Origin of the sequence: Brevundimonas sp. UBA6550, from assembly GCF_002434505.1 — a bacterium.
GTDB lineage: Bacteria > Pseudomonadota > Alphaproteobacteria > Caulobacterales > Caulobacteraceae > Brevundimonas.
In genome coordinates, this window is sequence record NZ_DJKE01000008.1 from 159,706 (window position 1) to 177,805 (window position 18,100).

The window sequence follows — 18,100 nt, forward strand, 5'->3', positions numbered from 1 at the left end:
GGCCATCCGTATTCTGAGAAGCGAGCGCCCGATTAGCCGTCTTCGGTATAGAACAGCAAGGTAAAGGCTGCGAGCGCCGTCAGAACGGGCGGGAGCCACGCGGCGACGAAGGGCGCCACGACCTCGGCCGATCCCATGGCCGAAGAGAACTGGTTCAGGAAGAAGAAGGCGAAGCCCAGCACCACGGCCGCCGCGCTCATCCGCGCCAGGTCGCCTAGCCGCATCAGACGCAGCGAGAAGGCGGCGGCCAGGATCGACATGGCGGCGAACACCAATGGCGTGGCCAAAAGCTGCTGGAAGCGCAGTCGATAGGCGGTGGAGGTGAAGCCCGCGTTCTCGATCCGGCTGATCTGGTTGGGCAGGGACCAGAAGGGGGTCGACTGCGGTCGGGCGAACCGTTCGAACGCCTCCTCGTCGGCCAGGCTGGAGACCAGGGTCAGGCTGGAATAGCTGACCGCGCGCTGGCCGATCTGGGCGCCGACCGCATCGGTCAGCCGCCAGCTGCCGGCGTTCAAGGACGCGGACTTGGCGTCGATCCGCTCCGAGAAGGTGCGGCCGCCGCCGGGCGCGGTGGTGTAGATGAAGAAGCTGACGTTCAGCAGGCGCGCATTGGCGCGGTCCTGGCGGCCGGCGCGAATGATCATCTGGCGCTGGTCGTCGCCTTCGCGCAGCCAGATCGCCGCGTTCGGATCGCCGCCGGGCGCCGTTCCCGAGATGCGGGCGCGCTCGCGCTGCCACAGCCCGTCGCCGGCCGAGGCCAGAGGCCCCAGGACCGTGACCGTCAGCACGCCCAGCACGAAGGCCATCCCGGCCGCCGGCAACACGAACCGCCAGGCCGATACGCCCGCCGCGCGCATGGCGATCAGCTCGCTTCGCCGGTTCAGGCCGATGAAGGCCGACAGGGTGCCGAACAGGAACACGAACGGCATCAGCTGCAAAATCACCGAGGGCGACTTCAGCAGCACCAGACCGAAGATACGCACCGCCGACAGGTCCTGATCCGACCCCAGGCCACGCGAAACCTCCACGAAGTCGATCAGCATGACCAGGGCGGCGATCACCGCCAGCGAGACGGCCAGCGACTTCGACTGCTGCACCAACACATAGCGCTCGATGACGCCCAGGCGCGGGATGTGCGGAGAACGACGGACGGGCGCGGTCGAACGCGGGGTGACGGCGGTCATGCGAACCTCGCCTTCAGATCGCGCAGGACGCGGGCGCTGCGGCTGCGGCGCGGCTTCAGGGCGCGGAAGAGGACCCGCAGGGATACGGCGACGGCGACGATCGGCACGACATACTGCAGCACGTTCAGGCTGCCGTTCCAGGCGCTGCCGGCGACCAGGCCATAGCCGATCACGCGCAGCAGCAGGAACAGGCCCGCGGCCTTGGCGATCCGCAGGGTATAGCCGGTGCGGCTGAACGATCCGCCCAGAATGGCCGATAGCGCAAGCGCCATGGCGACCAGGGCGTAGAGGGGCGAGGACAGGCGCGAATGGGCCTCGGCCAACAGTTCGCCGCGCGTGCCAGCGACCTCCACGATCTTGGCCGTGGGGTTCAGCAACTGCCGCAGATAAAGGTCGGTGGGCTTGAAGCGCAGGGTGTCGGTCACGCCGACGAACGGCGCCAGGGAGAAGTCGTAGCGACCGAACGACAGGGTCTCCAGCACCCCGCCCGACGAATAGCGCTGTGCCGAGCCGTCGATCATGGTCAAGACCGGCGTGCCGGCGGCGTCACGGCTGAACCGCGCCTCTGCGGCGTTCCAGGTGGTCACCTTGTCCTTGTCGTCCAGATAGACGAACAGGTTTTTCAGCAGGCCGTTCTGCTCGATCTGCTGCACATAGACGGTCAGGCCGTCAGGCCCCTGAACGAACTGCCCCTCTTCGACCAGCAGGGCGGCCAGATCGGTGCGGATGTCGAACGCCTGGCGTCGCGCCTCCTGCTGCGCCCACGGCAGCAGGAAGACATTGACCAGCAGGGTGACCAGGGCGACCAGCACGGCGATGCGGGCGGCGGGGGAGATCACCTGCCACCGGGTCATGCCGCCCGCGAAGCTGGCCGTCAGCTCCTGCTCCCGCTGCAGGCGGGTCAGGGCGATCAGGGCGCCGACGAACAGGCCGATGGGCAGAATCACCGCCAGCAGCTGCGGCAGGGCCAGCAGCGTCAGCTTGACCATGATCCACACGCTCTGGCCCCGCTCCACGATGACCTGGAGTTGGTCGAGGCTCTGGCTCAGAATTCCGATTCCCGCCAGCGCCGCGCAGGCGGCGACCACCGGGAAGAGGATTTGGCGGAAAAGGTATCTTTGAATCAGGTTCATGGGCGGATGGACTTCGCCCGGTTGCAGGCGGCGACATTGAGGCGCATCTAGTAGCACATCACGGCGCGTCGGCGACAAGCGGACGCGCCATTGTCTTTTAGTCTTTGCAGACGCCGGGTGGGGCCTGGCTGGAGTTGGTTGAATGAAGATCGAATTCGTCGCCGCCGTGGACGCCGCCGAGATTGTCGCGGTTCCGGTATTCGAAGAGCGCGCCCTGACCTCGGCCGGTTCGGCGCTGGACGGCAAGGCGGGCGGCGCCCTGACCAAGGCGATGACGAAGGGCCGCTTCACCGGCAAGGCGGGCCAGAGCCTGCTGATCGCCGCCCCGACGGGCGTGGACGCGGATTCGGTCCTGCTGATCGGCGCGGGCGACAAGGCCAAGCTGGACGATCTGGCGGTCGAGGCCTTCGGCGGTTCGGCCTATGCGGCGGTCAAGCTGTCGGGCGCCGAGGTGCTGACCATGGACGCCTCTGACCTGACGCCCGAGCAGGCGGCGCGCGCCGGCTTCGCCGCGCGTCTGGCGGCCTATCGCTTCGACAAATATCGCACCACGCAAAAGGCCGACAAGATTCCGTCCATCACGGCGGTTCGCGTCGTCACCTCCGACCTGCGCGCCGCCGAGGCGGCGCTGGAGCCGTTGTCGGCCGTGGCGGACGGCGTGATCTTCGCCCGCGACCTGGTGTCGGAACCCGCCAACGTCCTCTATCCGGCCGAGTTCGCCAAGCGCGTCAAGGCGCTGGAAAGCCTGGGCCTGGAGGTCGAGATTCTGGGCGAGGCCGAGATGGAGAAGCTGGGCATGCGCACCCTGCTGGGCGTCGGCCAGGGCAGCCGTCGCGAAAGCCAGCTGGCCGTGATCCAGTGGAAGGGCGGCGAGGCGGGCGGTCAGCCCATCGCCTTCGTCGGCAAGGGCGTCTGCTTCGACACCGGCGGCATCTCCATCAAGCCGGCCGACGGCATGGAGGACATGAAGTGGGACATGGGCGGCGCGGCCGCCGTGACCGGAACCATGATCGCCTTGGCCGGCCGCAAGGCCAAGGTCAACGCCGTGGGCGTTCTGGGCCTGGTCGAGAACATGCCGGACGGCAACGCCCAGCGTCCGGGCGACGTGGTGGTGTCCATGTCGGGCCAGACGGTCGAGGTCATCAACACAGACGCCGAGGGCCGCCTCGTGCTGGCCGACGCGCTCTGGTACACGCAGGAGCGTTTCAAGCCCAAGTTCATGATCGACCTGGCCACCCTGACGGGCGCCATGATCGTGGCCCTGGGCCTGGATTACGCCGGCGTCTTCTCCAACTCCGACGACGTGGCCGATCCGATCCTGGCGGCGGCCAAGAAGGTGGGCGAGAACTTTTGGCGGATGCCGATCCCGGCCATCTACGAACAGCACATCGATTCCAAGATCGCCGACGTGAAGAACACCGGCAACGGTCGCGCCGGCGGTTCGATCACCGCCGCCCTGTTCCTGCAACGCTTCACCAACGGCGTGCCGTGGGCGCACCTGGACATCGCCCCGACCGCCTGGGCCAACAAGAGCCCCAACCCCACCGTGCCCGAGGGCGGCGTCGGCTTCGCCGTACGCACCCTGGACCGTATGGTGGCCGACACCTACGAAGCCTGATCGTCGGATAGGTAGGGCCGGATGAGCGGCAAGCCCGAAATCTGGTTCTACCACCTGGAGCGGTCCACGCTGGATCAGGTGCTGCCGACCCTGCTCGAAAAGACGATCGAGCGGGGCTGGCGCGCCATGGTGAAGTCGTCGCATTCCCATCGTCTGGACGATGTGGACGAACTGCTCTGGACGTTTCGCGAAGACAGCTTCCTGCCCCATGGTCGGGCCGACCAGCCCCATGCCGAGCGTCAGCCCGTGCTGTTGAGCGAAACGGGTGAGAACCTGAACGGCGCTCAGGCGCTGTTCATTGTCGACGATGCAGACATGGGCGCAACGGAAGGGTTCGAACGATGCTTCATAATTTTCGACGGGCGGGACGAACCGGCGCTGCAGCACGCGCGCGGGCGCTGGAAGACGCTGAAGGATCAGGGCGCCGATCTGGCCTATTGGAAACAGTCGGACGAAGGGCGCTGGGAAAAGGCGGCCTGATCGCGCTGGGCCTGCTGGCGGCCTGTTCGACGCCGGTGTCCGAGGCGCCGGCCCCACGCGCCGTCGAGCAGGCGCAGCTCAACCCGCCCGTCGGCAGCCGAATGCCGACCGGACAGACCGAAGACTTCTGCAAGGCCGGAGAGATGCAATATCTGGTCGGCAAGCCGCGCACCGAGATTCCGGTGCCGGTCGAGGTCGTCAATCGCCGCGTCACCTGCACCACCTGCCCGGTGCAGCAAGATTTCTCGGCCTATCGTCTGAATATTTTCTATAATGAGCAGACCGGCGTAATCGAACAGGTTCGCTGCGGCTGAGCCGACTAGGAAAAGGGACGGATCATGAAAATCATCGTCAGCACGCTCCTCGCAGCCGGCGCCTTTGCGCTCTCGGCCTGCGCCCCGACCCAGACAACGACGCCGCCGACGAGCGGATCGGAAACCGCCTTCAAGGCGTGCAAGGTCGAGGATTATCAGAGCTACGTCGGGCGCAATCGCTCGACCATTCCGACCGCACCGGCCGGCCAGACGTTCCGCGTCCTGTGCACCACCTGCCCGGCGACGATGGACTATCGCGAGAACCGGGTGAACTTCGTGTTCGATGAGGCCACCAACATCGTCAAGGACGTGAAGTGCGGCTGACGCCCTATCGCCCGACCATATCGCCGGGCCATAACGGCTTGCTGAACCGATCGGCCAGATAGTCCATCAGGGCCGTGACCCGCGCGGGTCGCGGCCCGCTGTTGGGCGCCACCAGGTGAAGCGCGATGGGCGGCAGGCTCCAGTCGGTCATGACCGTCTCCAGATGACCGCCCGCGACATCTCTCCAGTAGATGAAGTCCGGCTGGGGGAAGATGCCCAGCCCCGCGCACAGCGACGCTGTCAGGGCGTCCGAGTTGTTGGCGCGCAACGGCCCCTGCGGCCGCACCACCACCTCTTCACCCGCCGCATTGCTGAACCGCCAGATGTCGGGCGTCGGCATATAGGCGTAGCAGAGGCAGGCGTGGCGGTTCAGGTCGTTCGGGTGGGTCGGCCGCCCTCGTTGCGCCAGATAGGTGGGCGAGGCCACCAGGGCGCGTCTGACCGGCCTCAGCTTGCGCGCGGTCAGCGAGGAATCGGGCAGGGCGGCGATCCGCAGGGCGCAGTCGAAGCCGCCGCCCACAAGGTCGATCACCTCGTCTGACAGATGCAGGTCCACCGAAATGTCGGGATGGGTGGCCAGGAACTCGGGCAGGGCGGGGGCCACATAGGCCATGCCGAACGACATGGGCGCGGCCAACCGCACCAGACCGCGCGGCGTAACCGACATGTCCAGCGCCTCGGACACCGCCCCTTCCGCCTCGGCCAGCATATGGGCGGCGCGGGCGGCCAGGCTTCGGCCCGTGTCGGTCAGGGCGAACCGGCGCGAGGTGCGGTGCAGGAGCGTGGTCCCCAGCGACTGCTCCAACCGCGTCACCGCCTTGGACACCGTCGCCTTGGACAGGCCCAGCGTCTCGGCGGCGCCGGAGAACGACTGCGCATCGGCCACCTTGGCGAAGATGGCCAGGGCTTCGAGGTCGGGCAGGCGGTTCATCGGGGGCGACCTGTCTGGAAACAATGAGTTTCGGCGGTTTCTGTTTCTGATCGGTCGCCGATCTCTATCTTGGCGTCAAGCAAAGGCGTCGGACGGTTCCGGCGCGAAAGGACCCCACCGATGATCGAGCGCAGACCGTTTGAATCCCTTGGCGGCGCCAACCATGGCTGGCTGAACGCCAAACACCATTTCTCCTTCGCCAACTACTACGATCCCAACCGGATGAGCTGGGGCAATCTGCGCGTCTGGAACGACGACGAGATCGCGCCGGGCAGCGGTTTTCCGCCCCATCCGCACGCCGACATGGAGATCATCACCTACGTCCGCGACGGCGCCATCAGCCACGAGGACAGCCTGGGCAATAAGGGCCGCACGGTTGCGGGCGATGTTCAGGTGATGAGCGCCGGCACAGGCATCCGCCACGCCGAGTACAATGCCGAAACCGAGTTGACCCGACTGTTCCAGATATGGATCGAACCGACCCGTCGCGGCGAGAAGCCCAGCTGGGGCACCAAGCCCTTCCCCAAGGGGGAGCGTGCGGGACAGTTCGTGGTCCTGGCCTCGGGCTTTGAGGATGACGCCGACGCCCTGCCGATCCGCACCGAGGCGCGGGTTGTCGCGGCGACGTTGAAGGCTGGCGATGTCGCCGAATATCCTGTCGGCGCGGCCCGCCGGGCCTATCTCGTCGCATCGCTGGGCGAGATCGAAGTGAACGGCGTCAAGCTGAGCCCGCGCGACGGCGCCGCCATCGCCCAGGAAGACGTCATCACGGTTAAGGCCCTGTCGGACGCCGAGATCGTGCTGGTGGACGCGGCGTAACTTTCGGATCAAGCTTCACGGCCGGACTTCGGTACGGCCGTGAAATCCGCATCGCGCCAGCGCGTGCAAAAGGGAGGGAAGACAGTGTTCAACCAAGCAAGCACGTGGTCGCCAAGGGCCTTGGCGGCGCTACGGATCGTCGCCGGTCTGCTGTTTCTGGCCCACGGTCTGGTCAAGCTGTTCGGCTTCCCGGCCGGCGCCGAACCTGGCCAGCAGGAACTGTTTTCCCTGTTCGGCATCGGCGGCGCCATCGAACTGGTGACGGGCGTGCTGCTGGTGCTGGGCCTGTTCACTCGCCCGGCGGCCTTCATCGCCTCGGGTCAGATGGCGGTGGCCTATTGGATGTTCCACTTCCCGCGCGACCCGATGCCGGCGGTGAACGGCGGCGATGCGGCCATCCTGTTCTGCTTTGTCTTCCTCTACATCTTCACCGCAGGGCCAGGCGCCTGGAGCCTGGACGAGCGCGGTTCCAAACGGTTCTGAACTCAAGCAAGCGAAAGGGCCGCCACGTGATCGACGTGGCGGCCCTTTTTCTCTGACTTGCGATTGGCGTCAGGCGGTCGCGGCCCAGTCGGTGGCGCGCACCAGGCTGTCGACGATGCCCGGCTCCGACGAGGCGTGGCCGGCGTCGTCCACGATATCCAGACGCGCCTCGGGCCAAGCGCGGTGCAAGGCCCAGGCGCCGGAAATCGGCGTGACCACGTCGAACCGACCCTGGGCGATCCAGCAGGGAATGTGGCGCATTCGGTCCACATTCTTCAGGATCCAGCCGTCCTCCTCGAAAAAGCCGGCGTTGGTGAAGAACCAGTTCTCGATCCGGGCGAAGGCCACGGCGAACTCCGGCTCGGCGAACTTCTCGGGGCGGGCATTGGGGCCTTCCACGCTGACGGTCTCGCCCTCCCAGCTTGACCAGGCGACCGCGCAGCGCTCGCGTTCCGCCACGTCGTCGCCGATCAATCGCTTGTAATAGGCCGCCATCAGGTCGCCGCGCTCCGCCTCGGGGATGGGCTCAAGGAACCGCTCCCAGGCGTCGGGGAAGATCATCGAGGCGCCGTCCTGATAGAACCAGTGCAACTCCTTTCTGGTCAGCAGGAAGATGCCGCGCAGCACCAGGGTCCGAACCCGCTCAGGGTGCGTGATGGCGTAGGCCATGGACAGGGTCGAACCCCACGAACCGCCGAACACCACCCACTTCTCGACGCCGCACAGAACGCGCAGCCGCTCGATGTCCGCGATCAGGGTCCAGGTGGTATTATCCTCCAGCGAGGCGTGGGGGCGCGACAGGCCGCAGCCGCGCTGGTCGAACATGATGATGCGATAGACGGCCGGGTCGAAGAAACGGCGCATTCCCGGATTGACCGCGCCGCCCGGACCGCCATGCAGCACGATGACCGGCACACCCTGCGGATTGCCGGATTCCTCGTAATAGATCTCGTGCACGCCCTCGGTCGTCATCCAGCCCGAAGTGTAGGCGTCGACCTCGGGATAGAGGATACGACGCGGATCAGCGGGCGTGGGCAAGGCCATGGAAATGGGCTTTCTACTCAGACGAACAATCAGGAACGAAGGGCGGCGATGGCCAGGCACAGCCAGCCGGCGATCATCAGCACCCCGCCGACAGGGGCGACCGCGCCGAAGGCTGGCACGCCGAGGAAGGCGATCAGCAGCAGGGACAGACAGAAGATCAGGCCACCGACAGACGCCAACCAGCCGGCCACGGACGCCAGTCGTCCGCCCGCCTGCCACTGAACGGCGGCGACCGCCAGAACGGCGTGGATCAGCTGATACTGGGCGCCGGTGGTCAGCAGGGTTTTGATCTGCGGCCCCGCCCCATGGGCGGCGAAGGTGCCGACGGCGACCGCCATGGCGCCGTTCAAGGCGGCGAAGAGGATCAGTTTGCGACTCACGATCATCTGGCCAACCTAGACCGTGGATCGACCGATGTCTTTCGCCGGTTCAATTGACGCGGGGCAGGGGCGTCAGGTGGCTGGCCATGGCCGAGGCGGCGGCCTTGATACCCTTGCGCACGGCGGCCTCGTTGGCGGGGGCAGGCGCGCGCAGCAGGCCGATGGAGGGCGTCAAGGGGCCGTCCGGCAGATCGGCCAGAACCCGATAGAGCAGATAGGAGCCCGCGTCCTTCTCCGCCTCGGACGAGGCGTCGGCTTCAAGCCCCGCCGCCGTCAGGGCGCGCACGATGTCGGCGACCGGGGCGGTGGCGCGAGCGACGCCGGGGCCGGTGCTGGACAGGCGATGCTTGTGATCCAGGGTGCGGTTTTCGGCGCGCATCTGGACGCGGAAACCCTGGCCCTGATGCGTGCGGCCGACCAACAGGACGGCGCGGCATTCGCCGCTGCCCAGACGCGCCGCCAGGGTCGAGGCCAGGGCGTCGGGGTCGTCGCCGACGATGGGGACGGCGCGCGCGCCCACGGGGCTCCAGATTTCGCCGGACAGGTCCTCGACCAGGTCCCAGCCGGCATCCTCGCCTTCATAGGCGCAGATGATGATGCCGGGGCGTCGGTCGTCGTTTCGGGTGTCGGCGTCCGCCGGCCTGTCGATTTCACTCATCGTGCTGGCCATCGCCACGCCCATGACAGTTCGGTGACCCGCAAGTGGCGGCAACTGGAGGGCATCGTCAAGTCCCGTCGCTCCCTAGCCCAGATCGCCGACAGCGGCGTCCAGCAGCATGAAGGCGCGTCCGGCGTCCGACGCCAGCGCGGTCTGCACCGCCGCCGCATCGCCCGCGCGCGCGGAGGCGGCTAGGCCGCTGGCGAAATGGCGTACATAGCGTTCGGCGTCGGCGCGCAGTTCGGCGTCGCTGAGCACCCGGCGCGACACGCTGCGGACGGCGGCCGGCGCCACGCGGCGCACGATCTGGCGCCCGCCGTCCGGGTCGCCCTTGCCGATGGCGCGCGCCGCCTCCTCGACCCGCGAGCGCGGCAGAAGGGCGTTGGGATCGACGCCCATGCGGCGAATGGCGGCCATCACCCGTTCGGACAGGGCCTCGGCCTCGGCCGGCGTGGGGCCTGCGGCCGCAGCGGGCGTGTCCAGATCCAGCGGCGGCTCGTCCCCGTCATCCTGGGAGACCAGGTCGCTCCAGTCCAGGCGGTCGTCGGTCGATGGACGAGGGGGTTCGGTCGGCTCAAGCCGCAGGCGGCTGCGCAGGCCGAACTTGCGCTCTTCGACAGGCGGCGTAACCGGCGTCCGCGCCGCGCGCGGTTCGGCGCGTTCGGACTCGGGGGGCGGCTCGCGACGGCGGGCAGGCGAGGCGTCGCCGGACACGACGCCCATCAGCCGCACCGCCTCGGTCAGCATGTCGTAGTTGCGGCGCACGCGCTCCTGGAACCCCAGGTCCAGCGCCTCGGTGTCCTCGGCCGCCTTGCGCGAGGCGGCGGACAGGGACGCCAGGCCGTCCTCGACCGTGGCGCGCACGGCCTCGGCGCGGACGCGGGCCTCCTGAGGCAGGCGGGCGGCGCGCTCGTCGATGTCGGCGACGGCGGTGTCGATCTCGGACAGTGCCTCGTTCAGGCGACTGACCAGGGACTCCAGACGGTTGACCATTCGCTCGCCGGCCTCTTCCACGATGCCGGAGGTCTCGCCAACGATGCGGCGCGCATCCTCGATGCGGGCGTCGGCGGCGTTGTCGGCCTTCTGCGCCGCCTCGAACAGGGTTTCGCCCAGGCGGTCGGCGCGCAGACGGGCCTGTTCGGCGGCGTCGGCGGCCGCGGCGCGGGAATCCTCGGCGGTGGCGCGCATCTGCTCCAGCGCGCGACGTGTCTCCTCCATCAGGGCGTCTCGGGCCTCGGCGGCCAGGGCCTCGAAGCGGTCCAGCGCGACCTTGGTGGCGGAATCGAAGCCGTCGGCCTCACGCTGGGACATGTCCACCAGGGCGCGGAATTGATCGGCGGCGGCCTCGACCAGATCGCGCATGGCGTCGACCGAGGTCTGGGTCGTGCGGTCCAGATCGCCGGCGGCGGTGCGGGTCGCCGACAAATGCTCGACCAACTGGGCGCGCTGGCTCTCGACCTGGGCCGAGAAGTCCTCCTGATCGGTGCGCAGCGCATAGGCGGCGGTGACCAGCGAGGCGCGCTGCTGGCCCAGGCCCTCTTCCACCGACTGGATCTGTTCGGCCACGCCTGAGCCGGCGTTCTCCAGCCGGATCGTCTGGCGGGCCAGGTCTTCGGCGGCCACGCGGGCGGCGTCCTGGGCCTCGCCGGCGGCGGCGGCCAGATCGGCGGCGCGGGCGGCGAGCGCGGCTTCGGCCTCGCGCAACTGGGCCTGGGCCAGGTCGGAGGCGTCGGCGACCATGCGCGACTGGCGTTCGACCGCGTCGATCACGCCTGTCGCCTGGGTGTCCAGATGAAGGCCCAGGGTCTGCATCTGATCGCGTTCGCGGCCCAGGTTCTCGGCCAGGCGACGGGCGGTGCGACCGGCGTTGTCGGCCGCCTCGTTCAGGCGCGCCGTCTCCTCGGCCAGGGCTTCGCGCAGCAGGGCCATGTCGGTGCGCGCCCGCTCGGCCGCCAGGGCGGCGTGGTCGATGTCGGAGCGCAGGGATTGAAGCACGTCGCCGGTCTGCTGGGCGGCCAGCGCCGTGGGGGCCACCAGGGCCTCCGCCAGTTGACGCGCGCGACGGGTCTCGGCCGCCAGTCCCGCGCCCTGCCGCACCGCATGGGCCAGCATGATGGCCAGACCCGCCGGCGCCAGGGCGATCAGGGCGTAGATAGCGATCCGCAACGGATCCAGTTCGGCCCCGCCGGCTCCGAACTCATAGGCGGCCCAGGAGGCGACGCCCCCGATCCAGAGCGCGGAGGCGATGCCCGCGATCAGATAGGCGTGACGGCCGGACGGCTCGCCGGCGCGCTTGGCCACGACGGGCTTGACGGCCGGCGGCGACGACAGTTCGAAGGGGGCGGGGGGCTTGCCGGCCGCGACGGCCAGTTCGACCTTGGCCGGCGATTCCGGCGCCGGTTCGGCGGGCGGCTCGGGCGAGGCGGCGGCATGCTGGGCCTGAGCGGCGCGCTCCTCGGCCAGGCGCTGCTCTTCCAGCAGGCGGCGACGGCGACGTTCGGACATCGGTCGTTCGAACGTGGGCTGCACGATCTCCAGATCGGCGTCGGTCAACGGTTCCGGTTCGAACGGGGCGTCGGCGACCGGCGTCTCCTCGACGGACGGCGCATCGACGGGGGCGACGATCTCTTCGTCGGTCAGCTTCAGCGGCGGCCGTTTGGGAGACTTCATCAGCTCAAAAACTCGATCTCTACGCAGGCGTCCGACAGCGCCGCCAAGACCCTAGAACAGGAATGAGGCGGACGGAACCTGCTGGCGCGCGTAAGCTGTCGATCGACCAGGACCCTACACGGCGTCAGCAGTCGCGCTTGCCCTCGGTCATGACTGCGGACGAAGCGGCGACGTCGCGGCATTCGGCGACCCGTCTGACCTCGCGGTCGGAATGATTGGTGGTGTGGGTATCGACGCCGAACTGCGACAGGACGGCTGCGGCCAGCAACGCGATGAAGCCGGCGATCAGTTCGACCAGCGCCTGCATTCCACCCTCCCTCGCGGCCCGAACGGCCCTGCACCTTATGCCTCAGATCGACGAACGTCACAATCCCGCCTCACGGCCCGCTCCCTTCGGAGATTGACCCGACGCCAAGCGCGTGAAACGGAGGACCAGGGCGCTCCGACACCGTGTCACGCGAATCAGGCAGAGGGGTTGCATGGGGCAAGGCGGCGACAGTTACGACGGCAGTTTGCTGGAGCCGGGGCCGGGTCTGTGGACCTCGGCCGTCGCCCATCGGTTTTCCGTGCTGATGGAGAACCAGGCCTATTTCGACGCCCTGTCCTCGGCCCTTCAGAAGGCGGAACGGTCCATTGTCCTTCTGGGCTGGCAGTTCGATCCGCGCACCCATCTGGATCCCGAGACGCGGCCGGGCGACAAGAGCGCCGAGATCGGTCGCCAGCTGAGAATGCTGGTCAAGAAGAAGCCCGATCTGGATGTGCGTCTGCTGATCTGGAAGTCGCCGCTGCTGATCGCGGCGTCGCAGGGCTTCTATCCCCATCGCGCCCAGCGCTGGTTTCGCAAGCGGATGGTGGAGTTCCGGCTGGATTCGCCCGGCCCCATCGGCGCCTGCCATCATCAGAAGGTGGTGGTGATCGACGACAAGCTGGCCTTCTGCGGTGGGGGCGACATCTCGACCGACCGCTGGGATTCCGACGAGCATCTGGACGGCGATCCGCGCCGCGCCCTGCCCAGCGGCGTCATCTGCAAGGCGCGTCACGAGGTGATGTGCGTGATGGACGGACCGGCGGCGCGGGCGCTGGGCGATCTGGCGCGCGAACGCTGGTTCAAGGCGACCTGGGAACGAACCATTCCCGACCAGGTCGATGGCGATCCCTGGCCCGACGGCGTGCCGGTCCAGATGAGCGACGTCCCCGTCGGCATCGCCAGGACCGAACCCAAATGGGCCGGCCGGCATGAGGTGCGCGAAAGCGAGGCCCTGCATCTGGACTCCATTCGGCGCGCCAAGAAGCTGATCTATCTGGAGAACCAGTATTTCACCTCGCCGGTGATCGCCGCCGCCCTGGCGCAGCGTCTGGCCGAGCCGGACGGGCCGCAGATCATCGTCGTCTCCACGGCCAAGAGCCCCAGCTGGTTCGACAGCCTGACGATGGATACGGCGCGCGCGGAGGTGCTGTACCGGCTGGAGCAGGCGGACAGGTTCAACCGCTTCTTCGCCTTCGCGCCCCTGACCGAGGAGGGCGACCGGATCATCGTCCACGCCAAGATGTCGATCATCGACGACCGCCTGCTGCGGATCGGATCGACCAATCTGAACAACCGTTCGATGGGGCTGGACACCGAATGCGACATCGCCGCCGAGCCGACGGATGCGGCGGGGCGCGCCGTCATCACCGCCCATCGCCATCGCACCATCGCCCACTGGCTGGGCGTCGCGACCGACGACTATGCTGCGGTGGAAGCGGTGTTCGGCTCGGTCGGACAGGCGATCTGCAGCTTCGAGACGGATCGTCTGAAGCCGCTGGGTTCGGACCCGCCGACCCGGATCCAGCGGATGTTCGCGGAATGGCAACTGGGCGATCCCACGTCCTCGACCGACGCCTGGCGTCCGTGGAAGCGGCTGAACCGCTCGCACCGGACGCGACCGGCATCAGAGGGCGGTCAGGCGCCCGGCTGAACCACGTCGAAATCGACGATCAGCGGCAGATGGTCCGACGCCACCCGCGCCAACGGTGAAAAGGCCGAGCGAACCGCGCGTATGTGAATGTGCGGGCTGACGAAGCAGTGGTCGATACGGATGGCCGGAAAGGCCGAGGGGAAGGTCTTGACGCTGGGCTTTACGCCCAACTGACGCTGGCAGTCTTCAAGACTGCGGCACAGGGTCTGATAGGGGCGGGTGATCGAGGTGGCGTTGAAGTCGCCCGCCAGCAGGGTCGGTCCGGTGCAGCCGCCCAGCCATCCGGGTCCGGTCAGGGCGGCCGCCTGCAGGCGCTGCTCTCTGGGGACCAGACCCAGATGGGTGTTGAAGACGTTCAGGGCCACGCCGTCGATTTCGATCTCCGACCATATGGCGCCCCGCGGCTCCAGCCCCGGAATGCCGCTGACGGTCGGCAGGGCGTCGGCGCGGATCAGCCGTTCGGGATGGGCGGTCAGGATGGCGTCGCCATACAGTTCCGCCTCCACCCGCATCGCCGGGTGAAAACGCGAGGTCATGGCCAGGCCGTCGGCGATGGCGCGCGCCTGATCCACGCCGTTGGTGCGCGACCGGCCGACGTCCAGCTCTTGCAGGCAGACGATGTCCGGCTCGTACTCGCCGATGACGGCGACGATGCGATCCACGTCCAGACGACGGTCTGTGCCGACGCATCGGTGAACATTGTAGGTGAGAAGGCGGGGCATGGCGTGGGGATGTCGTCTGGCTTCGACCGTGGGCTAGGCCTTCTGGCCCCGGATTGCGACCCCGATACGACGATTCACAACAGGATCAGATGATCCGGCAACTCATTGGGATTGTCGGCGCGGGGCGGGAAGTGCTGGGCCAACACCTGGCCGCACAGGGCGATGGCGGCTGAAAAGCCCTCGACCGGACGGTCGGCGCGCAGTTCGCGGGTCAGGGCGTTCACCGCCTGGGCCCAGGCGTCTTCCTCGACCTTGGCGTGAATGGATTCGTCGGCGATCAGCTCGACCTGGTGTTCGTCCAGAGCGGCGAAGATCAGGACGCCGGTGCGTTCGCGCGTGACGTGGACGCCGTGGGCCAGGAACTGTTGCAGGGCCGCCTCCCGCACCCGGCCGCGTCGCACGCCGGCGGGCGTGGCGAGACGGCGCAGAACGGGAATTCGGGTCAGCAGGAAGACGCCCACGAACACCGCCGCCTGCGACAGGGTGTAGATCGCCAGGGCCTGCCCGGCGCCAGCCGCCTCGGCCGCCTGATGGGCCGCCTCCCAGCCGCCGCCTGGCCACCGCAGGTCCAGAACGAAGGGCACGAAGACGATGGGCGCGATCAGGGCCGCGCCGGCCGCCCAGGCCAGGCTGACGTCCAGATAGGACGAGACGCGCCGCGCCACGACACAGAAGATTTCGCCCGAGGTCTGCTGTTCGGCGCCGGCGATGGCCTCGGCGATGCGGGCGCGGTCGCTGTCCGTGATCTGCATCACCATCCTCCCGATGCGCCGCCGCCGCCGAAGCCGCCGCCGCCTCCGCCAAATCCGCCCCCGCCGCCGAAGCCGCCGCCTCCGCCGCCCCAACCGCCGCCGCCGCGTCCCGAGTTGCGCAGNNCGCCGCCGCCGAAGCCGCCGCCGCCTCCGCCAAATCCGCCCCCGCCGCCGAAGCCGCCGCCTCCGCCGCCCCAACCGCCGCCGCCGCGTCCCGAGTTGCGCAGGGCCTCGGAAGCCGCCCACAGCAGGACGGAACCCACGCCGCTGCGCCGCCCGCGACCGGATCGCGCCGCAGCCATGAACATGAACAGGAAGATGATCGCGACGATCACCAGGGGTGCGATGGAGTCGCCCTTGTCCTTGGCCTGTTCGTCCGCGACGGCCTGGGCGCGGGCCTGGGCTTCGGCGGGATCGAGCGAAAGCTGGGCGATCAGGGCGTCCACGCCCTTGACCACGCCGGTCTTGTAGTCGCCATCGCGGAAGGATGGCAGGATGTCATTGCGGATGACCTGCGACGAGAAGGCGTCGGTCAGGATCGGCTCCAACCCATAGCCGACCTCGACCCGGACCTTGCGCTCATTGGGCGCGACGATCAGCAGGGCGCCGTTGTCCTTTTCCTTCTGACCGATGCCCCAGGCGCGACCCAGCTGATAGCCGTAGTCCTCGATCTCCTGGTCCTGCAGGCTGCTGACTGTCACGACGACAAGCTGATCGGTCGTCGCGGCCTCCAGCGCCGCCAGCTTCTCGGTCAGGGCCTGTTCGGTCGCCGGGTCGAGCAGACCGGCCTGATCGACCACGCGGCCGGTCAGGGGGGGGAAGTCGATCTTGGACTGGGCCATCGCCGGAACGGCGAACAGCAGCACGACCGCCAGAGCGATCAGCCACGCGGCGACGCCGGTCGGACGTCGCCCCGGCGCGAGCAGGCGTGTCACTGGGCCGGCGGGGTGGAACCGGGCGCGACGGCGGCCGCGCCGCCGCCGGGCGCGGAGGCGTTCGAGGGCGGGGCGTTCAGGTTGAAGTTGACCTGCGGCGCCGACTGGGCGGCGGCGGTGGCGGTGAACAGCTGCATCGGCTTGGAGCCGCCATGCAGGGTCTTGGCCCAGATCACCTGCGGGAAGGTGCGCAGGGTGGTATTGTAGTCGCGAACGGCCTCGTTGTAGTCGCGGCGCGCGATCTGGATGCGGTTCTCGGTGCCTTCCAACTGCGACTGCAGGGTCAGGAAGTTCTGGTTGGCCTGAAGCTGGGGATAGGCCTCGACCGTGACCAACAGGCGCGACAGGGCGCCCGACAGCTGGCCTTGCGCCTCCTGATACTGCTTGAAGGCCTGCGGATTATCCAGATCGTCGGCCGAGACATTGACCGAGGTGGCGCGGGCGCGGGCGTTGATCACGTCCGTCAGGGTCGTGCGTTCCTGGATCGCGGCGCCCTGGACCGTGGCGACCAGGTTCGGCACCAGGTCGGCGCGCCGTTGATACTGGCTCTGCACATCGGCCCAGGCGGCCTCGGCGCGCTCCTGCTTGGTCGGAATGGTGTTGTAGCCGCATCCCGCTGCGGCCGGGGTGATCAACAGGGCGGCCGTTACAGCCAGCGCACGCGCATTGAGGCGAACCATGACATCTCCCTATCGGCGCAGATCGCCGTCAGGTCGAATATCGACCCGCCGCATCGATCCATCAAGCGTCCAATGGCTCCGGTTGGAGATTGTTGATGCGGCAGGCGGCCGAATAGGTGTTGGCCAGCAGGCAGGCGATGGTCATGGGTCCCACGCCGCCGGGAACCGGGGTGATGCGGCCGGCGACTTCCACGGCGGTCTTGGCCACGTCGCCGACGACGCGGGTCTTGCCCTCGGCCGCCTTGACCGGATCGGCGGAGAGGACGCGGTTGATGCCGACATCGATGACCGTGGCGCCGGGTTTGATCCAGTCGTTCTGGATCATCTCGGGCCGTCCCACCGCCGCCACCAGAATGTCGGCCGCGCGGCAGACGGCGGGCAGGTCCCGCGTGCGCGAATGGGCGATGGTGACGGTGCAGCTTTCGCCAAGCAGCAGTTGCGCCATCGGCTTGCCGACGATGTTGGAACGGCCCACCACCACGGCGTTCAGGCCCGACAGATCGCCCAACTGATCCTTCAGCAGCATCAGACAGCCCAGTGGCGTGCAAGGGACCAGGCCCGGCAGGCCGACGGCCAGACGCCCGGCGTTGACGACATGAAACCCGTCCACGTCCTTGTCCGGGTCGATGGCGTCCAGCACCACGGTTGCGTCGATGTGAGCGGGCAGGGGCAGCTGCACCAGAATGCCGTGAATGCCCGCGTCGGCGTTCAACTGGTCGATCAGGGCCAGAAGCTCGTCCTGGCTGGTCGTGTCGGCCAGGCGATGGGTGTCGGATCGCATCCCGGCGCGCAGGGTCGTCTCGCCCTTGTTGCGGACGTAGATCTGGCTGGCCGGATCCTCGCCGACGATGACGACCGCCAGGCCGGGCTTGACGCCGTGTTCGGTCCCCAGCCGCTCGACGGCGGCCGCCACCCGCTGAACCAGCGTCGCCGAAAAGGCCTTGCCGTCGATCAGGGTCGCGGGCGTGGATTCGGCTGACATGGCAGCTCCGTCTGGCGGGAAATCGGGATGGCG

20 protein-coding genes are annotated in these 18,100 nt (G+C 68.3%); 7 read left to right on the forward strand and 13 right to left on the reverse strand.

The window, feature by feature from the left end:
- Window positions 1-32: 32 nt before the first annotated feature.
- Window positions 33-1,184: an LPS export ABC transporter permease LptG gene (gene lptG, locus B3Z70_RS08720; RefSeq protein WP_292019955.1), complete on the reverse strand. Its 1,152-nt coding sequence runs from the start codon at window positions 1,182-1,184 to the stop codon at window positions 33-35.
- Complete coding sequence (locus B3Z70_RS08725) at window positions 1,181-2,317, reverse strand: LptF/LptG family permease (RefSeq protein WP_292019957.1); 1,137 nt, start codon at window positions 2,315-2,317, stop codon at window positions 1,181-1,183. Before B3Z70_RS08725 ends, lptG begins: the two co-directional genes overlap by 4 nt.
- Before the next feature lie 142 nt (window positions 2,318-2,459).
- Between B3Z70_RS08725 and B3Z70_RS08730 the strand changes: the two genes are divergently transcribed.
- From B3Z70_RS08730 to B3Z70_RS08745, 4 genes are read left to right on the forward strand one after another with little or no spacing between them, the layout of a single operon-like run.
- Window positions 2,460-3,935 (forward strand): leucyl aminopeptidase, encoded by a 1,476-nt coding sequence (locus B3Z70_RS08730; protein ID WP_292019959.1) that lies wholly within the window; start codon window positions 2,460-2,462, stop codon window positions 3,933-3,935.
- A gap of 21 nt (window positions 3,936-3,956) precedes the next feature.
- The gene (locus B3Z70_RS08735) at window positions 3,957-4,415 is read left to right on the forward strand and encodes a DNA polymerase III subunit chi (RefSeq protein ID WP_292019961.1); all 459 of its coding nucleotides are present in this window, start codon (window positions 3,957-3,959) and stop codon (window positions 4,413-4,415) included.
- The gene (locus B3Z70_RS08740; RefSeq protein WP_292045376.1) at window positions 4,373-4,729 is read left to right on the forward strand and encodes a hypothetical protein; all 357 of its coding nucleotides are present in this window, start codon (window positions 4,373-4,375) and stop codon (window positions 4,727-4,729) included. The genes B3Z70_RS08735 and B3Z70_RS08740 overlap by 43 nt, the downstream gene beginning before the upstream one ends.
- Before the next feature lie 24 nt (window positions 4,730-4,753).
- A complete protein-coding gene (locus tag B3Z70_RS08745) occupies window positions 4,754-5,053 on the forward strand; it encodes a hemolysin (protein WP_292019964.1) in 300 nt (99 codons plus the stop codon).
- Window positions 5,054-5,057: 4 nt separating this feature from the next.
- Here B3Z70_RS08745 and B3Z70_RS08750 read toward each other — a convergent pair whose 3' ends face one another.
- A complete protein-coding gene (locus B3Z70_RS08750) occupies window positions 5,058-5,984 on the reverse strand; it encodes a LysR family transcriptional regulator (RefSeq protein WP_292019966.1) in 927 nt (308 codons plus the stop codon).
- A gap of 120 nt (window positions 5,985-6,104) precedes the next feature.
- On the opposite strand from B3Z70_RS08750, the gene B3Z70_RS08755 reads away from it, so the two are divergent.
- A complete protein-coding gene (locus B3Z70_RS08755) occupies window positions 6,105-6,803 on the forward strand; it encodes a pirin family protein (RefSeq protein ID WP_292019968.1) in 699 nt (232 codons plus the stop codon).
- Window positions 6,804-6,887: 84 nt separating this feature from the next.
- Entirely contained in the window at window positions 6,888-7,286 is a 399-nt protein-coding gene (locus B3Z70_RS08760; RefSeq protein ID WP_292045377.1) for a DoxX family protein, read from the forward strand.
- A gap of 69 nt (window positions 7,287-7,355) precedes the next feature.
- Here B3Z70_RS08760 and pip read toward each other — a convergent pair whose 3' ends face one another.
- From pip to B3Z70_RS08785, 5 genes are all read right to left on the reverse strand, one after another.
- A complete protein-coding gene (gene pip, locus B3Z70_RS08765; RefSeq protein WP_292019972.1) occupies window positions 7,356-8,330 on the reverse strand; it encodes a prolyl aminopeptidase in 975 nt (324 codons plus the stop codon).
- A 29-nt stretch (window positions 8,331-8,359) separates the two neighbouring features.
- Window positions 8,360-8,716 carry a DUF423 domain-containing protein gene (locus tag B3Z70_RS08770; protein WP_292019974.1) on the reverse strand — a complete coding sequence of 119 codons (357 nt, stop codon included), beginning with the start codon at window positions 8,714-8,716 and terminating at the stop codon, window positions 8,360-8,362.
- 43 nt (window positions 8,717-8,759) lie between these two features.
- Window positions 8,760-9,368 (reverse strand): hypothetical protein, encoded by a 609-nt coding sequence (locus tag B3Z70_RS08775; protein WP_292019976.1) that lies wholly within the window; start codon window positions 9,366-9,368, stop codon window positions 8,760-8,762.
- An 84-nt stretch (window positions 9,369-9,452) separates the two neighbouring features.
- A complete protein-coding gene (locus B3Z70_RS08780) occupies window positions 9,453-12,038 on the reverse strand; it encodes a tipN (protein ID WP_292045380.1) in 2,586 nt (861 codons plus the stop codon).
- A gap of 124 nt (window positions 12,039-12,162) precedes the next feature.
- A complete protein-coding gene (locus B3Z70_RS08785) occupies window positions 12,163-12,345 on the reverse strand; it encodes a hypothetical protein (protein WP_292019448.1) in 183 nt (60 codons plus the stop codon).
- A 172-nt stretch (window positions 12,346-12,517) separates the two neighbouring features.
- On the opposite strand from B3Z70_RS08785, the gene B3Z70_RS08790 reads away from it, so the two are divergent.
- On the forward strand, window positions 12,518-13,996 hold the full coding sequence (locus tag B3Z70_RS08790) for a phospholipase D-like domain-containing protein (RefSeq protein ID WP_292019446.1): 1,479 nt from the start codon (window positions 12,518-12,520) through the stop codon (window positions 13,994-13,996).
- On the opposite strand, the gene B3Z70_RS08795 is transcribed toward B3Z70_RS08790, so the two are convergent.
- The 5 genes from B3Z70_RS08795 to B3Z70_RS08815 form a co-directional block, all read right to left on the reverse strand.
- Complete coding sequence (locus B3Z70_RS08795; protein ID WP_292019445.1) at window positions 13,981-14,718, reverse strand: endonuclease/exonuclease/phosphatase family protein; 738 nt, start codon at window positions 14,716-14,718, stop codon at window positions 13,981-13,983. The genes B3Z70_RS08790 and B3Z70_RS08795 overlap by 16 nt on opposite strands.
- A 74-nt stretch (window positions 14,719-14,792) precedes the next feature.
- Window positions 14,793-15,470, reverse strand: coding sequence for a TPM domain-containing protein (locus B3Z70_RS08800; protein WP_292045383.1), 678 nt, complete (start codon window positions 15,468-15,470; stop codon window positions 14,793-14,795).
- On the reverse strand, window positions 15,470-16,312 hold the full coding sequence (locus tag B3Z70_RS08805) for a TPM domain-containing protein (protein ID WP_292045640.1): 843 nt from the start codon (window positions 16,310-16,312) through the stop codon (window positions 15,470-15,472). The genes B3Z70_RS08800 and B3Z70_RS08805 overlap by 1 nt, the downstream gene beginning before the upstream one ends.
- A gap of 89 nt (window positions 16,313-16,401) precedes the next feature.
- Window positions 16,402-17,085 (reverse strand): LemA family protein, encoded by a 684-nt coding sequence (locus B3Z70_RS08810; RefSeq protein ID WP_292045387.1) that lies wholly within the window; start codon window positions 17,083-17,085, stop codon window positions 16,402-16,404.
- A gap of 61 nt (window positions 17,086-17,146) precedes the next feature.
- Window positions 17,147-18,067, reverse strand: coding sequence for a bifunctional methylenetetrahydrofolate dehydrogenase/methenyltetrahydrofolate cyclohydrolase (locus B3Z70_RS08815; RefSeq protein WP_292020297.1), 921 nt, complete (start codon window positions 18,065-18,067; stop codon window positions 17,147-17,149).
- Window positions 18,068-18,100: the final 33 nt, after the last annotated feature.

What these genes read in the sequence shown, in the direction of transcription:
- B3Z70_RS08800 (WP_292045383.1), bottom strand. Translation starts at nt 15,470, where the DNA reads ATGCAGATCACGGACAGCGACCGCGCCCGCATCGCCGAGGCCATCGCC.
- B3Z70_RS08790 (WP_292019446.1), top strand. Translation starts at nt 12,518, where the DNA reads ATGGGGCAAGGCGGCGACAGTTACGACGGCAGTTTGCTGGAGCCGGGG.
- B3Z70_RS08780 (WP_292045380.1), bottom strand. Translation starts at nt 12,038, where the DNA reads ATGAAGTCTCCCAAACGGCCGCCGCTGAAGCTGACCGACGAAGAGATC.
- pip (WP_292019972.1), bottom strand. Translation starts at nt 8,330, where the DNA reads ATGGCCTTGCCCACGCCCGCTGATCCGCGTCGTATCCTCTATCCCGAG.
- B3Z70_RS08815 (WP_292020297.1), bottom strand. Translation starts at nt 18,067, where the DNA reads ATGTCAGCCGAATCCACGCCCGCGACCCTGATCGACGGCAAGGCCTTT.
- B3Z70_RS08770 (WP_292019974.1), bottom strand. Translation starts at nt 8,716, where the DNA reads ATGATCGTGAGTCGCAAACTGATCCTCTTCGCCGCCTTGAACGGCGCC.
- B3Z70_RS08775 (WP_292019976.1), bottom strand. Translation starts at nt 9,368, where the DNA reads ATGAGTGAAATCGACAGGCCGGCGGACGCCGACACCCGAAACGACGAC.
- B3Z70_RS08745 (WP_292019964.1), top strand. Translation starts at nt 4,754, where the DNA reads ATGAAAATCATCGTCAGCACGCTCCTCGCAGCCGGCGCCTTTGCGCTC.
- B3Z70_RS08735 (WP_292019961.1), top strand. Translation starts at nt 3,957, where the DNA reads ATGAGCGGCAAGCCCGAAATCTGGTTCTACCACCTGGAGCGGTCCACG.
- B3Z70_RS08750 (WP_292019966.1), bottom strand. Translation starts at nt 5,984, where the DNA reads ATGAACCGCCTGCCCGACCTCGAAGCCCTGGCCATCTTCGCCAAGGTG.
- B3Z70_RS08725 (WP_292019957.1), bottom strand. Translation starts at nt 2,317, where the DNA reads ATGAACCTGATTCAAAGATACCTTTTCCGCCAAATCCTCTTCCCGGTG.
- B3Z70_RS08785 (WP_292019448.1), bottom strand. Translation starts at nt 12,345, where the DNA reads ATGCAGGCGCTGGTCGAACTGATCGCCGGCTTCATCGCGTTGCTGGCC.
- B3Z70_RS08755 (WP_292019968.1), top strand. Translation starts at nt 6,105, where the DNA reads ATGATCGAGCGCAGACCGTTTGAATCCCTTGGCGGCGCCAACCATGGC.
- B3Z70_RS08730 (WP_292019959.1), top strand. Translation starts at nt 2,460, where the DNA reads ATGAAGATCGAATTCGTCGCCGCCGTGGACGCCGCCGAGATTGTCGCG.
- B3Z70_RS08810 (WP_292045387.1), bottom strand. Translation starts at nt 17,085, where the DNA reads ATGGTTCGCCTCAATGCGCGTGCGCTGGCTGTAACGGCCGCCCTGTTG.
- B3Z70_RS08795 (WP_292019445.1), bottom strand. Translation starts at nt 14,718, where the DNA reads ATGCCCCGCCTTCTCACCTACAATGTTCACCGATGCGTCGGCACAGAC.
- lptG (WP_292019955.1), bottom strand. Translation starts at nt 1,184, where the DNA reads ATGACCGCCGTCACCCCGCGTTCGACCGCGCCCGTCCGTCGTTCTCCG.